Origin of the sequence: Lentzea sp., assembly GCF_035525475.1 — a bacterium.
GTDB lineage: Bacteria > Actinomycetota > Actinomycetes > Mycobacteriales > Pseudonocardiaceae > Lentzea.
In genome coordinates this window covers 1-14,766 of record NZ_DATLEC010000237.1, presented here as the reverse complement: position 1 = coordinate 14,766, position 14,766 = coordinate 1, and the positions used below count along the sequence as shown (strand labels likewise).

Genomic DNA, 14,766 nt, shown 5'->3' with positions numbered 1-14,766 from the left:
TCAGGTGACGTCACCGCGGCAGTTCCCCCGACCCGGAGCGTACCGCGAAAGTTGACGGGAGATCCACTCTTCGTGAGACGCCCCGGGTCCGTTGACGGCGCTAGCTTCGGCGACATGCGAACCGCATCGGAGGACCTGCTCGGCGTCAGGACGATCACCGCCGACGGCTCGGACGTCTACCTGCGCGTCACGTCGAGCCCCGTGGACCTGGAGATCCGGTGGTTGCGCGACGGAGATTTCCGGGTGGCCGGCAGCCCCGTCCTCTTCCCGGCGGGAGACCGGTCACGCCGCCGCATCGGCGCGAACTTCCCCGCCGGCACGGCGTTCTCCCTCGCGGTCGTCGGCGCTGAGCCCGGCTGGACCGGCGTCGTCGACTGGAACGTCTACTCGTAGGAAGGAAACGGGGGCGTGTCCGATGTGGACACGCCCCCGTTCCGCGAATCGCGGGTCAGACGGTGCTGCCGGAACCCATGACGGCCGAGGACTCGGCGAGCTGGACCTGGTTCGGCCGGTCTCCGTCGAGCTTGACGACCTTCTTGTTGCGGCGGTTGCGCTTCTCCAGGTAGTTCGCGAGCCACGTGAGCAGCAGGCACAGTCCGATGTAGATCAGCGCGACCACGATCATCACCGAGATCATCGGCCGGCCGAAGCTCACCGCGTCACCACCGATGCGCGTACCCCACCGCAGCAGCTCCTCGAACGTGATGAGGAAGCCGAGCGCGGTGTCCTTCAGCAGCACGACGAGCTGGCTGATGATGGTCGGCAGCATCGCCCGCAACGCCTGCGGCAGCAGGATGAGCGTCATCACCTGGGTCTTGCGCATGCCCAGCGCGTACGCCGCCTCGCTCTGACCCTTCGGCAACGAGTTGATGCCGGCGCGGAAGATCTCGGCGAGCACCGAGCCGTTGTAGAGCATCAGGCTCACCACGACCGCCGTGAACGCGCTCAGCTTCACCCCGGCCACGGGAAGGCCGTAGTAGAAGAAGAACATCATGACCACGAGCGGGATCGCGCGGAAGACCTCGACGATCACCGCCGCGGGAGCGCGCACCCAGGCGTGGTCGGACAGGCGGGCGGCGGCGAAGATCGCGCCGAACACCAGCGCCAGCACCGCGCCGACCGCGAACGCGCTCAGCGTGTTGCCGATGGCGTCCAGGAGGGACAGCTGGATCTGCTTGTAGTTGATCCAGTCGAGCCTGCGCGAGGAGAACTGGTCGGTGGCGATGAACCGCATGATCACGTACGCGATGGCCGCGACGACCACCGCGATGCCGACCACGGCCATGATCCGGTGACGTGCGCGGGCCTTGGGGCCGGGGACGTCGAACAGCGCCATGCTCATCGGGCCACGCTCCACCGCTTCTCGAAGTACTGCTGGACGGACGTCAGCGGCATGACCAGGACGACGAACCCGACCGCGACCCACAGCAGTCCCAGCAGGACGTTCTCGCCCTGCTCCGACAGCGAGTCGCGGATCGTGCCCGCCTGGAAGACGGCGAAACCCGAGGCGACCGTGGTGTTCTTCAGCAACGCGATCATGGTGCTCGTCATGGGCGGCACCACCGAGCGCAACGCCTGCGGCAGCACCACGTTGCCCAGCATCTGCGTGAACGTGAGACCGAGCGCGCGGGACGCCTCGGCCTGGCCGACCGGCACGGTGTTGATGCCGGACCGCACGACCTCGCAGACGAAAGCCGCCGTGTAGAGCGACAGCGCCACCACGGCCGCGGTGTAGGGCTCGATCTTCACGATCTCCAGCAGGGGGTACGCGAAGAGGAAGAACACGAAGACCAGCGTCAGCGGGGTGTTGCGCAGCACCGTCACGTACGCCGTGCCGATGGCCCGGAACACCGGGACCGGGCTGACGCGCAACGCCGCGAGCAGCGTGCCCAGCAGCAGCGAGAGCACACCGGAGATCGCGAAGAGCTGCAGCGTCTGTCCGAATGCGCGCAGGAACAGATCTAGGTTGTTGGTGAGGACGCTCATCGGTTTCCTTGCCGTCCGTCCGCCTTCAAAGGAACGGCCGGTGGACCCACGCGGGATCCACCGGCCACGTAGGAGACCGTCAGTACCGGTCGATCTTCGGCTTCTCCGCGGACGAACCCGACTTGCCCAGGGTGCCGTCGTAGATCTTCTGCCAGCTGCCGTCGTCCAGCGACGCCTGCAGCACGTCGTTCAGCTTGGTGCGCAGGGCCGTGTCCTCCTTGGGCACGCCGATGCCGTACGGCTCGCTGGAGAACGTCTTGCCGACGACCTTCAGCTTGCCCTCCTCGGCGGCCGCGTAGCCCTTGAGGATCGCGTCGTCGGTCGTGACCGCGTCGACCTCACCGTCGAGCAGCTTGGTGACGCACTGCGAGTAGCCCTGGAACTCGAGGATGTTGGCGTCCTCGGTCAGCTTCTCGTCGCGGATGCGCTTGACCGGCGTCGAGCCGGTCGCCGAGCAGACCTTCTTGCCCTTGAGGGCTTCCTTGCCGGTGATGTCGGTGTTGTCCTTCTTCACCAGCAGGTCCTGGCCGGCGACGAAGTACGGTCCGGCGAAGCCGACCTTCTCCTTGCGGCCCGCGTTGATCGTGTAGGTGCCGACGTAGTAGTCGACGTCACCGTTGATCAGCGCCTGCTCGCGGGCGGCGGACTGGATCGTCTTGAACTGGATCTTCTCGGGGTCGAAGCCGAGCTTCGCCGAGATGAGCCGCGCGATGTCGATGTCGAAACCGCTGTACTTGTTCGTCGTCGGGTCCTTGTAGCCCAGACCCGGCTGGTCCTCCTTGACGCCGACGACGAGCGAACCGCGCGTCTTCGCCTTCTCGAACGTGGGCGAACCGTCGACCTTGACGTCCTTGGCGACCTCGAACAGGCCGGCGGGCGCCGCCGTCTCGGTCGGGCTGCCCTCCTTGCCACACGCGGTCAGGGCCAGTGCGCCCGTCAGCAGCACCGCCGCAAGGGTGCGAACCCTCATCGTCCTTCTCCTGCCATTCGTCCGTAAGTGGGCTGACTACTAGTGAGTCAGGATCTTGCCAAGGAAGTCCTTCGCGCGGTTGGACTTCGGGGCCGAGAAGAACTCTTCCGGGGTGGAGTCCTCGACGACCTCGCCGTCGGACATGAAGATCACCCGGTCCGCGGCCTTGCGGGCGAAGCCCATCTCGTGCGTGACGACCAGCATCGTCATGCCGTCCTTCGCGAGGCCGGTCATGACGTCCAGCACCTCCTGGACCATCTCGGGGTCCAGCGCGGAGGTGGGCTCGTCGAACAGCATCACCTTGGGCTTCATCGCGAGCGCGCGGGCGATCGCCGCGCGCTGCTGCTGCCCACCTGAGAGCTGCGCCGGGAACTTGTCCGCCTGGTTGGCGATCCCGACGCGCTCGAGCAGTTCCATCGCGGTCTTGCGGGCCTCGGCGGCCGGCGTCTTGCGCACCTTCGTCGGGGCGAGCATCACGTTCTCGACGATCGTCTTGTGCGCGAAGAGGTTGAAGGACTGGAACACCATGCCGACGTCGGCGCGCAGGCGTGCCAGTTCCTTCCCTTCCGCCGGAAGGGGCTGCCCGTCGACCTCGATGGCTCCGGAGTCGATCGGCTCGAGGCGGTTGATCGTCCGGCACAGGGTCGACTTACCGGAACCCGACGGCCCCAGCACGACCACGACCTGCCCCTTCGGCACTTCCAGCTGCACGTTCTTGAGCACGTGCAGCGGGCCGAAGAACTTGTCCACACCCGCCACGCGAATCATCGGCGGTGCAGAGGCGGCAGTCATCCAGTCCTCCATTTGGGGTCGTCGGCGTTGGCGGAAACCTAGGTGTCGGCCACCACACCAGTCCAGGACATTGAGCAAGACTTAGGGTCTCAACTCTGTCACAGGCAGACATCGGTTGCCCGGGAGGTAGCGAAAGTGCGCGTGCTGCTCGTCGAGGACGACGACAGGGTCGCCGAGGCCCTGGTCCCCGCCCTGACCAGACGGGGTTTCCACGTCGACCGGCAGGCCACCGGCCGCGGCACCCTCGACCGCCTCGCCGGCGTCGACGTGGTGCTGCTCGACCTCGGACTGCCCGACATGGACGGTGTGACGTTGTGCCGCGCCATCAGGGCCGCTTCGGACGTGGCGATCATCGTGGTGTCCGCGAGGGGGGAGATCGACGACCGGATCCTCGGCCTGCACGCCGGGGCCGACGACTACCTGGTCAAGCCCTACGACGTGGGTGAGCTCGTCGCCCGCGTGCACGCCGTCCGCCGGCGGCGCGGCGCCGATCCCGTCGGTGTGGGATCGGTGTCCACGGAGGTGTTCGAGACCGGCGACGTGCGGGTCGACCTGGGACGCCACGAGGTCACCGTGGCGGGGGAGTCGGTCGCCCTGTCGCGCAAGGAGTTCCAGGTGCTCGCGCTCGTCATGGCGGCCGGAGGCGCGGTGTGCACGCGGGAGCGGATCCTCGCCGAGGTGTGGGGGAGGACGTGGTCGGGCGCCAACCGCACGCTCGACGTCCACGTCGCCACTCTGCGGACGAAGCTCGGCCGTCCCTCGTTGCTGGAGACGGTGCGTGGCGTCGGATACCGATTGGGTCAGGTGTGATCTCAATTGGGTGATTTTCTGCCGGGCTGTCGTCGGCGCGCGGGTGACGGCTCGTGAGATCTCGCTTGCTGGGCGTGGTTCTCGCCCTCGTCGTGCTGGTCCTGGTGGGCCTCGGCGTGCCGCTCGGCCGCGGTGTGGCGGCGGCGGAGCAGCAGGAGATGTTCCTCGACCGGCTCACCGACACGAGCCGGTTCGCGTCGCTGGCGCAGCGGCCGTTGATCGACGACCAGCCGAACGTGCTGCGGCCGGAGCTGGAGCGCTACGACGAGCTCTACGGCATCGGCGTGGCCGTGGTGGCCCGCGACGCGCCGACGGTGCCGCTGGTGGCGTCGCGCAACGACCTCGTGCTCGGCGACAGCGCCGTGCAGGACCTGGTCAGCAAGGCCCTGGCCGGACGTCTGCCGGTGGTGCCGCCGCTGTTCATGCCGTGGAACGAGACGCGGCTGGTGCTCGCCGAACCCGTGCTGGTCGACGGTGAGGTGCGCGGCGCGGTGATCACGTTCTCACCGACGTCCAAGACGCGCTTCGAGGTGCTGGCGTGGTGGGGGCTGCTGCTCGCGGCGAGCCTGCTCGTGCTGGCGCTCGCCGTGCTGCTGGCGCTGCCGGTGGTGCGCTGGACGTTGCGGCCGGTGCAGGCGCTCGACGACGCGACGGGCAAGCTGCTGGCCGCCGTGGTGTCCGGGCGCCCGGTGCCGCCGGTGGGCGCGGAGAGCGGTCCGCCGGAACTGCGGCAGCTGAGCCGGTCGTTCGACCAGATGGCCGCGAACGTGAGCGATGTGCTTGCCGCGCAACGGGCGTTCGTCGCGGACGCGTCACATCAGCTTCGCAACCCGTTGACCGCGTTGAAACTCAGGCTGTCCAACCTGGAGGGACACGTCGACACCGAGGCGGAGGTGCACCAGGTCGAGGCGCTGAGCGAGACCGACCGGCTCAACCGGATCCTCGACGAGCTGCTCTCCATGGCGCGGGCGGAGTCGAGCTCGGTCGACCCGGTGCCGGTGGACGTCGACAGGTCCGTGGCGGCGCGGCTCTCCGCGTGGCAGGCCGCCGCGGCCGCGAAGGAGGTCCACCTCGTGCTGGACGGCGAGCGCGTCGGCATGGCGCTCGCGCCGCCGCGCGGTGTGGAGACGATCCTGGACGCGCTGCTCGACAACGCGCTGAAGTTCACGCCGGAGGGCACGCTGATCGTGGTCGACGCGCGCAAGGCGAACGGCGTCGTGACGCTGTCCGTCGCGGACCACGGGCCGGGTCTGCAGCCCGACGAGCTGGAACGCGCGACCGACCGGTTCTGGCGCAGCCCCGCCCACCAGAACGTGCCGGGGTCCGGGCTGGGGCTGTCGATCGTGCGGCTCGTCGTCGAACGCGTGGACGGCGTGGTCCGGCTCGAGTCGCCGGAGGACGGCGGCCTGAAGGTCGTGATCGAGCTGCCGGCGATCTAGACCTTGGCGTCGCGGTAGTAGCGCATCGCGCCGTTGTGCAGCGGTACCGGCGACGTCTCGATCGCCGACCGCTGCTCGATCGTGCGGGCGGCCGAGTGCACCTTCACGAGGTCCGGCTGCCCGTCGAACAGTTGTCGCACGAGCGCCTCGGCCACGTCGTCGGGCATCTTCTCGTTGACGAGCAGGAAGTTGCGCACGACGAGGGTGATGACCGGCCCGGACTGCAGGTTGTAGGTGGAGGCGGGCAGCGTCGCCGACCCGTACACGGGGTACTGCTGGCGGAACGACACCAGGTCCTCGCGCAGGTCGAGCATCCGCACGCCGAGCTCTTTCGTGAGCTGCGTGATGCGCCCCGTCGGCAGGCCGCCCGACCAGAAGAACGCGTCGAGCCTGCCCTCGCGCATCGCCTGGGCCGAGTCGTCCAGGCCGAGGTTGACCTCCTGCGGCGCGACGTTCGCGGACTTCAGCAGCCGGCGCGCGATGATCTCGACGCCCGACTCCCGCCCGCCGATCGACACGCGCAGGCCGGACAGCTGCCGCAGCGTCGTGACCGGCAGGTCGGCACGCACGATGACCTGCAGGTAGTCGTCGTGCATCCTGGCCAACGCCCGCAGCCTCGGCGAGCCCTCGACGCCCTCGACGGCGTCGGCCTGCGAGAAGCCGACCTGCGCCTGGTCGTTCACCAGCCGCACGACGTTGTCCTTCGACCCCGCGGTGGCCACGACCTGCGGCCGGGCGATGCCGAGGCGCCCGCTCCAGATGTCCGCGAGCCCGTTGCCGAGGGTGTAGTAGACGCCGCCCTCACTGCCCGTGGCCATCGTGATCTTGACGTTCTCGAGCGTGCTGCCACAGCCCGTCAGGACCGTTGCGGCGGTCAGCAGGCTCACGGCGACGTGCATTCGTCCCAGCACCTGCGCATCGTGCCACGGGGGCGTTCTACGCTTGCACCCGACGAAAGGTTGGTTGCAGTGACCCGCAGTTACCAGATTCGCACGTTCGGTTGTCAGATGAACGTGCACGACTCCGAACGGCTCGCCGGTCTGCTGGAGGACGCTGGCTACGCGCGGGCCGCCGAGGACGAGCAGGCCGACGTCGTCGTCTTCAACACCTGCGCCGTCCGCGAGAACGCCGACAACAAGCTCTACGGCACCCTCGGCCACCTCGCGCCGCGCAAGACGGAGAACCCCGGCATGCAGATCGCCGTCGGCGGCTGCCTCGCGCAGAAGGACCGCAGCGAGATCGTCCGGCGCGCCCCGTGGGTGGACGTCGTGTTCGGCACGCACAACATCGGCTCGCTGCCCGTGCTGCTCGAACGCGCCCGCCACAACTCCGAGGCGCAGGTCGAGATCCTCGACGCGCTGGAGACGTTCCCGTCGTCGCTGCCGGCCGCCCGCGACTCCGCCTACTCGGGCTGGGTGTCGATCTCGGTGGGCTGCAACAACACCTGCACGTTCTGCATCGTGCCGTCCCTGCGCGGCAAGGAGAAGGACCGCCGCCCCGGCGACGTGCTCGCCGAGGTGCGGACGCTCGTGGACGAGGGCGTGCTGGAGGTGACGCTGCTGGGCCAGAACGTCAACTCCTACGGCGTCGAGTTCGGCGACAGGCTCGCGTTCGGCAAGCTGCTGCGCGCCTGCGGTGACATCGAGGGGCTGGAGCGCGTGCGGTTCACCTCGCCGCACCCCAAGGACTTCACCGACGACGTCATCGCCGCGATGGCCGAGACGCCCAACGTGTGCCACAGCCTGCACATGCCGTTGCAGTCCGGTTCGGACCGGCTGCTCAAGGCGATGCGCCGCTCGTACCGCACCGAGAAGTACCTGGGCATCATCGACAAGGTCCGCGCCGCCATGCCGGACGCCGCGATCACCACCGACATCATCGTCGGCTTCCCCGGCGAGACCGAGGAGGACTTCCAGGGCACGCTCGACGTGGTGCGCCAGGCCCGGTTCTCCTCCGCGTTCACGTTCCAGTACTCGAAGCGCCCCGGCACGCCCGCGGCCGAGCTGCCCGACCAGCTGCCGAAGGCCGTGGTGCAGGAGCGGTTCGAACGGCTCGTGGCGCTGCAGAACGAGATGACGCACTCGTTGAACGTCGAGCAGGTCGGCCGGACCGTCGAGGTCCTCGTCGCCACCGGTGAGGGCAAGCGCGACGCCGAGACGCACCGCATGAGCGGCCGTGCGCGCGACGGCCGTCTCGTGCACTTCACGCCTGGTGCCACCGCGCCTCGTCCCGGCGACGTCGTCGAGACCGTCGTGACGTACGGCGCCCCGCACTACCTCGTCGCGGACGGCGAACCGCTCACGTGGCGCCGCACCAAGGCCGGTGACCGGTCCGAGGCGGGCATCAAGCCCAAGACCGCGGGCGTCGGCCTGGGGCTGCCGTCGTTCGGCGCCCCGGCGCCGCTGCCGGTCGTGGCGGGGTGTGCCGCGCAGTGAGCGACCCAAAAGATGCCGACGACTTCCTGCGCAGGGAGATCGACGCGGTGGAGCAGCAGGCGGCCAGGCGCATCGACCCCGGCACCGGCGCGTTGACGATCTCGATCGCGGTGCTGGCGCTGCTGGTGTCGCTCGTGCTGCCGTGGATCGGGGAGGAGACGGGCCTGGACGTGGTGCTCGGCGAGTCCACGAGCTTCCTGCCGCGGGTGTTCGCGTTCCTGGCGCTCGGCATCGGCGTGCTCGGGTCCGGCGTCACGCTCGCGGTGCGGCGCTGGGGTCTCGCGTGGGTGTGCGCGCTGGGCCTGTTCGCCGGGTCGGTGACGGGCGTGCTGTCGATCTGGACGCAGCAGACGACCACGAGCAACAAGACCATCGGCCCCGGTCCGGGCATCGGCCTGATCATCGCGGTGCTCGCGGTGGTCGTCCTGCTGGCGAAATGGGTGAAGATCGCGGCCTCGCGCCCGCCGCAGCTGTGACGATCCCGCGCACGGCGAACGTCGTCTTCCGGTGCGTCGCCCGTGACGACCAGAAGTGGCGCATCACCCGCTGAAAACGTCTGAGGGCCCCTCTCCGCGCGGAGAGGGGCCCTCAGACGTGAAGAACCTCTAGCGGGACGCCAGCGCCTGCTCGGCGGCGGCGAGCCACTCGCGCCACTGGGCGGCCTGCGCCTCTGCCTGCTCGGTGCGGCGCTTGTCGCCCGCGGCACGGGCCTTCGCGGCCTGCGCCTCGAACTGCTCCACGCGCTCGCGGAACTGCGCCACGCGGGCCTCGGCCTCGGGGTCGGAGCGACGCCACTGCGCGTCGACCGCGCCGCGGACCCTCTCCTCGATCGAGCGCAGCTTGCCCTCGAGCTCGCGGATGCGCTCGCGCGGCACCTTGCCGATCGCGTCCCAGCGCTCCTGGATCTTGTAGAGCGCCGCGCGCGCCGACTCGAGGTCGGTCGACGGGTCGATGCCCTCGGCCTCGGCGAGCAGCTCCTCCTTCAGCTTCGCGTTGGCCGAGAACTCGGCGTCACGCTCGCTGAACGCCTCGGAACGCTTCTGGAAGAACGCGTCCTGGGCCGCGCGGAACCGCTGCCACAGCGCGTCGTCGGCCTCCTTGGGCGCACGCCCGGCGGCCTTCCACTCGACCATCAGCTCCTTGTAGCGACCGGCCGTGGGGCCCCAGTCGTCGGAGTCGACGAGCTTCTCGGCCTCCTCGACGAGCGCCTGCTTGGAGGACTTGGCGACCGTGCGCTGGCGGTCGAGGTCCGCGAAGTGCGAGCCGCGACGGCGGTTGAACGCGTCACGGGCCTTCGAGAACCGGCGCCACAGCTGCTCGTCGGTCTTGCGGTCGACGCCGCGGATGGTCTTCCACTCGTCGAGGATCGCGCGCAGCCGGTCGCCCGCGACCTTCCACTGGGTCGACTCGTTCGCGATCGACTCGGCCTCTTCGACCAGCGCCTGCTTGCGGGCCACGGACTGGGCGCGGGCGGCCTCCTTGGCCTCCTTCGCCTTCCCCATGCCCGCCTCGGCCAGCTCCAGCACGTGCTCGACGCGGGCGGCCAGCGCCTTCAGGTCGCCGACGACAGCGGCGTCGGCCAGCTGCTCCTTGACGTGCTTCGCGCTGGTCAGGGCGTGCTTGGGGTCACCGGCGCCGGACGCGAGCCGCGACACGAGCAGCTCGACCTCGGTGCGCAGGTCGTCGAACCGCCGCGCGAAGTGCGCGAGGCCCTCGACCGGCTCGCCCGCCTGCCACGACCCGACGGCGCGCTCGCCGTCCTCGGTCTTGACGTAGACGGTGCCGTCGGCGTCGACGCGCCCCCAGCGGTCGGGGTGGTCCGACGCCACGGGGACGGCGGGAGGCGTCGCCTGCGCGGTCTCCTTCGGCGTTTCCTCGACCACACCCTCGGCTGCGACCTCCACCGGAGTGGTCTCGGCCACGGTCTCCGGTGTGCTGTCCTGCTCCGACATCGCCGGTTCCTCCCATCTGACGCCCGTGCCTGCCACGGGCGCCCCGCCAGCCGGCGGGGCCGATGCAATACGGGCGCTGGAGGGTCTCCCGTCCCCAGTTCCCCGCGCGCATTCAAACAGGTCAGAGCTCGACTCGGTACTGGGAGTCCACGATAGGTAGCCTCGTCCGTCGTGATCACCCGTGCCGCGGTGGTGCCGCACCCACCTCTTCTGGTGCCAGAACTGGTCGCGGGAGCCGCCGCCGAAACCGAGCCCGTGCGGGCCGCAACCCTTGCCGCTGCGGGGAAACTGCCCGGTCCGTGGGTCGTCGTCGCCGCCGGCTCCCCCGGTCCGGCGACGTTCGCGCCGCCGTTGTCGGGAACTTTTCTCGGGTACGGGGTCGACGTGCCGGTCTCGCTCGGGGGTGACCTGCCGCCCGACGCGCGGCTCCCGTTGCCCGTGCTGATCACCGCGTGGCTGCGGGAACGCTGCGCGGCCGAGGTGTCACGCGTTGAGATCATCCCGCCCGACCTGCCGGTTTCCGACTGTGTCTCGTTTGGACGGGAACTCGCCGCCGAGGACGCCGGGCTGCTGGTACTCGGTGACGGCTCGACCCGCCACGGACCCCGCTCGCCGGGTTCCGACGACCCGCGGTCCGGGCCTTTCGACTCTTCCGTCCACGCTCTGCTGGCCGCCGCCGATGCGGACGGCCTGCTCGACCTCGACCTCGAACTCGCCCGTGAGCTGGGCGCGCAGGGCAGGGCGGCGTGGCAGGTCCTCGCCGGCGTGCCCGGACCGTGGCGCTGCTCGGGCGCCGAGTTCTTCGCACCGTTCGGCGTGGGCTACCACGTCGCCGTCTGGGAGCGCCCGTGATCACGCCCATCGCCGTAGTCGGACCCACCGCGACCGGCAAGTCCGACCTGGCCGTCGCGCTCGCGGAGCGGTTCGGGGGAGAGGTCGTCAACGCCGACGCCATGCAGCTCTACCGCGGCATGGACATCGGCACGGCCAAGATGCCGCCCTCCGAACGCCGGGGCGTCCCGCACCACCTGTTCGACGTCCTGTCCGTCACCGAGACCGCGTCCGTCGCCGCCTACCAGCGCGAGACGCGCGCCGTCGTCGAGGACCTGCTCGCCGCCGGACGCCCGCCGGTCCTCGTCGGCGGCTCCGGCCTGTACGTGCAGGCCGTGCTCGACGACCTGAAGTTCCCCGGCACCGACGACGCCGTGCGGGAGCGGTACGAGGCGGAGCTCGCTTCGGTGGGTCCGGAGGCGTTGCACCGGCGCCTGCAGGAGCTCGACCCGGCCGCCGCGATCGCCATCCTGCCGTCCAACGGACGGCGCATCGTGCGCGCGCTGGAGGTCATCGAGCTGACCGGTGAGCCGTTCTCCGCGAACCTCCCCAAGCCCGGCCCCGCCCGCTACGACACCGTCCAGATCGGCGTCGACCGCGAGGTGTCCGAACTGGACGGGCGCGTCGACCGGCGCGTGGACGTCATGTTCGAGTCCGGCCTGGAGGACGAGGTCCGCCGGCTCGTGAGGATCGGCCTCCGCGAGGGCAAGACGGCTTCGCGAGCGCTGGGCTACCAGCAGGTGCTGTCCGCAATGGACGGAGCGTGCACGATCGACTTCGCCGCGGAGGAGACCAAGCGCGCCACCCGGCGGTTCGTGCGCAGGCAGCGGTCCTGGTTCCGGCGTGACCAGCGCATCACCTGGCTCGACGGTGCTCGGCCGGATCTCTTGGAGGCCGCCGGTAACCTGGTGCCGTGGAGTTCGTGAAGGCGCACGGCACGGAGAACGACTTCGTCGTCCTGCCCGACCTCGATGACCAGCTGGACCTGACGGTGGCGCGCGTCCAGGCGCTGTGCGACCGGCAGCGCGGCCTCGGCGCGGACGGCGTGCTGCGCGTCGTGCGGTCCGACGGCAAGTGGTTCATGGACTACCGCAACGCCGACGGCTCCATCGCCGAGATGTGCGGCAACGGCCTGCGCGTCTTCGCCCGCTACCTCGTCGACGCCGGTCACCAGCCCCAGGGCGAGTTCGTCGTCGGCACGCGCGCCGGTGACAAGACCGTCGTGACGCACCCCGACGGCTCCGTCACCAACGACATGGGCCCCGCGCGGGTCACCGGCACGTCCATCGCCGCGGTCGACGGCCAGGGCATCGGCGGCTTCGCGGTCGACGTCGGCAACCCGCACCTGGCGTGCGTCACCGAGGAGCCGGTCGAGAACTTCGACCTCACCGCGCCGCCCGGCTTCGACCCGGTGATGTTCCCGCACGGCGTGAACGTCGAGTTCGTCAACGTCATCGGCCAGGACGCCCTGCGCATGCGCGTCTACGAACGCGGCGTCGGCGAGACCCGCTCGTGCGGCACCGGCACCGTCGCGTCCGTCGCCTCGTGGCTCGCGGGCCAGGGCAGGACGACCGGCTCGGCGACCGTCGACGTCCTCGGCGGCCAGGTCCACGTGACGATCGAGCCGACGACGTCGACGCTCACCGGACCTGCCGTGCTCGTCGCGCGCGGCGAGCTCGACAAGTCCTGGTGGGACGCCCTCGTCTGATATCCGATATATCAGTCAGAGCCGGTAGGTCTCGATCCTCCCGAGCCTCTCGGGCTTGACCACGCTCGGATGCGAGTCCGGCGCCGTCAGGCACACGAGGGTGTCGCCGACGACCGCGACGGCGAAGCACGGCTGCGTCGTCTCGACCTTCCTGGTGATCTTGCCGCCCTCGGTCACCCGGAACGCGGCGGGCTGCAACGCCGGCGCCACCCACACCCCGTCCCCGTCGCCCGCGATGCCGTCCGGCGCGATGCCGGCTTCCTTCACATCGGCCCACACCCTGCGGTTTTGCAACGATCCGTTGCGGTCGACCGAAAACGAGGTGAGGTGGAACGCAACGGTCTCGGCGACGACCAGGATGTTCCCGCTCTCGGACTCGCCGGTCGGGTCGGGCAGCAGCGCCATGCCGTTCGGGAACTTGAGGTCCTCGGCGACGACGCCGGCGGTCCCGTCGGGCTGGACGAGCGCGAGCTTGGCTCCCAGCGGGTCGAAGCCCGGTTCGAGCAGGCCCGGGATACCGACCTCGTCGATGAGGCCGTGGAGGTCGAAGCCGAAGTTGCCGACGTAGGCGCGGCCCTCGCCGTCGACGAGCATGTCGTTCGCGTGGAAGGTCGCGATATCCGATATATCGGCGTGTACGACGAGTTCGTCACCCACGAGCTTGCGGACCGTGCGGTCGAGCATCGACACGACCAGCAGGCTTCCGTCGGGCAACCACCCAAGACCTGAGGGCTGGCCGTCGAAGGCGACGACTACCTCGTCGTCACCCGTCGCGAGGTCGAGGGCGTGCACCTCGCCCGCGTAGAAGTCGGAGTAGTAGAGCCGTCCATCGGGACCGCGTCGCGGCCCCTCTCCGAAGTGGAGACCGTCCCGCAGCACCGAGGTATCAGCCATGGGCCTCGACGCTAGACGTGGTCGGCAGGTCGCGCATAGACCGCAACGGCGAGAGCAGCACCCACACCATCCCGGCCACCGAGCCGACCAGCGACACCCACAGCGTCGGCACGATCCCGATCCACGAACCGAGCCCGCCGCCCAGCAGCGCGCCCAGCGGCGTGGTGCCCCACACCACCCAGCGGATCGAGGCGTTCATCCGGCCCAGCAGGTGGTCGGGGCAGATCGTCTGCCGGTAGCTCACCTGGCCGATGTTGTAGACGACGATCCCGAACACGGTCACCGCCTGGCCGGCCATCGGGAGCACCAGGCCCCAACCGTCCGACGTGAACGGCAACATCAAGGCGAAAGGCCAGGTCAGAACCGGTATGAGCCAGATCATCCTGGCCTGGCCGACGAGCAGGCCGATCCGGTACGCCAACGCCGCGCCGAGCACGCCACCCACGCCGCCCGCGCTGAGCACCAGGCCCGCCGTGCCCTCGCTCAGCCCGGCGACGTTCAGCAGGAAGAGGATCATCACGGCCTGCTGGATGCCGTGGAAGAAGTTCGACGTGCCGGTGCAGGCCACGATCATGCGCAGGGTGACGTTGCCGAAGACGAACCGCAGCCCCTCCGCGATCTCGCGCCGCAGGTGCGGGTCGGGGTGGCGTTCCGGTGCCGGTTCGACGGACTTGATCCGGGCCAGGAAGAACGCCGAGCTCAGGTAACCCAGCCCGGTCGCGAGGACACCGGTGGCCGCGCCGAGGAACTGGGCCGCGTAACCACCGATGGCGGGTCCGGACACCTCCGCGACCGACAGGCTGGCCTGCAGCTTCGAGTTGCCCTCGACGAGCTGGCCGCGTCCGACGAGCGACGGCAGGTACGACTGGTACGCGACGTCGAAGAACACCGTGCACACGCCCACCGCGAGGCTCACCGCGATCAGCTGCGCCAGGTTGAGCAGGTTCAG

General features: G+C 69.9%; 16 protein-coding genes. 8 read left to right on the top strand and 8 right to left on the bottom strand.

The window, feature by feature from the left end:
- The first annotated feature begins 114 nt into the window (after nt 1–114).
- Nucleotides 115–393, top strand: a complete 279-nt coding sequence (locus VM306_RS35860) for a hypothetical protein (protein WP_325522945.1) — start codon at nt 115–117, stop codon at nt 391–393.
- A gap of 55 nt (nt 394–448) precedes the next feature.
- Here the strand turns inward: VM306_RS35860 and VM306_RS35855 are convergent, their stop codons facing one another.
- The 4 genes from VM306_RS35855 to VM306_RS35840 form a co-directional block, all read right to left on the bottom strand.
- The gene (locus VM306_RS35855) at nt 449–1,342 is read right to left on the bottom strand and encodes an amino acid ABC transporter permease (RefSeq protein WP_325522943.1); all 894 of its coding nucleotides are present in this window, start codon (nt 1,340–1,342) and stop codon (nt 449–451) included.
- A complete protein-coding gene (locus tag VM306_RS35850) occupies nt 1,339–1,986 on the bottom strand; it encodes an amino acid ABC transporter permease (protein WP_325522941.1) in 648 nt (215 codons plus the stop codon). The genes VM306_RS35855 and VM306_RS35850 overlap by 4 nt, the downstream gene beginning before the upstream one ends.
- Nucleotides 1,987–2,065: 79 nt before the next feature.
- Nucleotides 2,066–2,956 (bottom strand): glutamate ABC transporter substrate-binding protein, encoded by an 891-nt coding sequence (locus VM306_RS35845; RefSeq protein ID WP_325522939.1) that lies wholly within the window; start codon nt 2,954–2,956, stop codon nt 2,066–2,068.
- Nucleotides 2,957–2,995: 39 nt separating this feature from the next.
- A complete protein-coding gene (locus tag VM306_RS35840) occupies nt 2,996–3,724 on the bottom strand; it encodes an amino acid ABC transporter ATP-binding protein (protein WP_325522998.1) in 729 nt (242 codons plus the stop codon).
- Nucleotides 3,725–3,883: 159 nt separating this feature from the next.
- On the opposite strand from VM306_RS35840, the gene VM306_RS35835 reads away from it, so the two are divergent.
- Nucleotides 3,884–4,558, top strand: coding sequence for a response regulator transcription factor (locus tag VM306_RS35835; protein WP_325522937.1), 675 nt, complete (start codon nt 3,884–3,886; stop codon nt 4,556–4,558).
- 53 nt (nt 4,559–4,611) lie between these two features.
- Nucleotides 4,612–5,997 (top strand): HAMP domain-containing sensor histidine kinase, encoded by a 1,386-nt coding sequence (locus tag VM306_RS35830; protein WP_325522935.1) that lies wholly within the window; start codon nt 4,612–4,614, stop codon nt 5,995–5,997.
- Here the strand turns inward: VM306_RS35830 and VM306_RS35825 are convergent.
- Nucleotides 5,994–6,908, bottom strand: coding sequence for a TAXI family TRAP transporter solute-binding subunit (locus VM306_RS35825; RefSeq protein WP_325522933.1), 915 nt, complete (start codon nt 6,906–6,908; stop codon nt 5,994–5,996). The genes VM306_RS35830 and VM306_RS35825 overlap by 4 nt on opposite strands.
- Before the next feature lie 57 nt (nt 6,909–6,965).
- On the opposite strand from VM306_RS35825, the gene miaB reads away from it, so the two are divergent.
- Complete coding sequence (miaB, locus tag VM306_RS35820; RefSeq protein ID WP_325522931.1) at nt 6,966–8,432, top strand: tRNA (N6-isopentenyl adenosine(37)-C2)-methylthiotransferase MiaB; 1,467 nt, start codon at nt 6,966–6,968, stop codon at nt 8,430–8,432.
- Nucleotides 8,429–8,908 (top strand): hypothetical protein, encoded by a 480-nt coding sequence (locus tag VM306_RS35815; protein WP_325522929.1) that lies wholly within the window; start codon nt 8,429–8,431, stop codon nt 8,906–8,908. Before miaB ends, VM306_RS35815 begins: the two co-directional genes overlap by 4 nt.
- A 129-nt stretch (nt 8,909–9,037) precedes the next feature.
- On the opposite strand, the gene VM306_RS35810 is transcribed toward VM306_RS35815, so the two are convergent.
- The gene (locus VM306_RS35810; protein WP_325522927.1) at nt 9,038–10,384 is read right to left on the bottom strand and encodes a DUF349 domain-containing protein; all 1,347 of its coding nucleotides are present in this window, start codon (nt 10,382–10,384) and stop codon (nt 9,038–9,040) included.
- A gap of 171 nt (nt 10,385–10,555) precedes the next feature.
- Here VM306_RS35810 and VM306_RS35805 point away from each other — a divergent pair, with 171 nt between their 5' ends.
- The 3 genes from VM306_RS35805 to dapF are packed head-to-tail and all read left to right on the top strand — an operon-like array spanning nt 10,556 to nt 12,923.
- Entirely contained in the window at nt 10,556–11,236 is a 681-nt protein-coding gene (locus tag VM306_RS35805; protein WP_325522925.1) for a hypothetical protein, read from the top strand.
- On the top strand, nt 11,233–12,141 hold the full coding sequence (gene miaA, locus VM306_RS35800) for a tRNA (adenosine(37)-N6)-dimethylallyltransferase MiaA (RefSeq protein ID WP_325522923.1): 909 nt from the start codon (nt 11,233–11,235) through the stop codon (nt 12,139–12,141). Before VM306_RS35805 ends, miaA begins: the two co-directional genes overlap by 4 nt.
- Entirely contained in the window at nt 12,129–12,923 is a 795-nt protein-coding gene (gene dapF / locus VM306_RS35795; protein WP_325522921.1) for a diaminopimelate epimerase, read from the top strand. Before miaA ends, dapF begins: the two co-directional genes overlap by 13 nt.
- Before the next feature lie 15 nt (nt 12,924–12,938).
- On the opposite strand, the gene VM306_RS35790 is transcribed toward dapF, so the two are convergent.
- The gene (locus VM306_RS35790; protein ID WP_325522919.1) at nt 12,939–13,817 is read right to left on the bottom strand and encodes an SMP-30/gluconolactonase/LRE family protein; all 879 of its coding nucleotides are present in this window, start codon (nt 13,815–13,817) and stop codon (nt 12,939–12,941) included.
- Nucleotides 13,810–14,766, bottom strand: a 957-nt coding sequence (locus tag VM306_RS35785) for an MFS transporter (RefSeq protein ID WP_325522917.1), incomplete at its 5' end; no start/stop codon positions are given. The genes VM306_RS35785 and VM306_RS35790, both read right to left, overlap by 8 nt.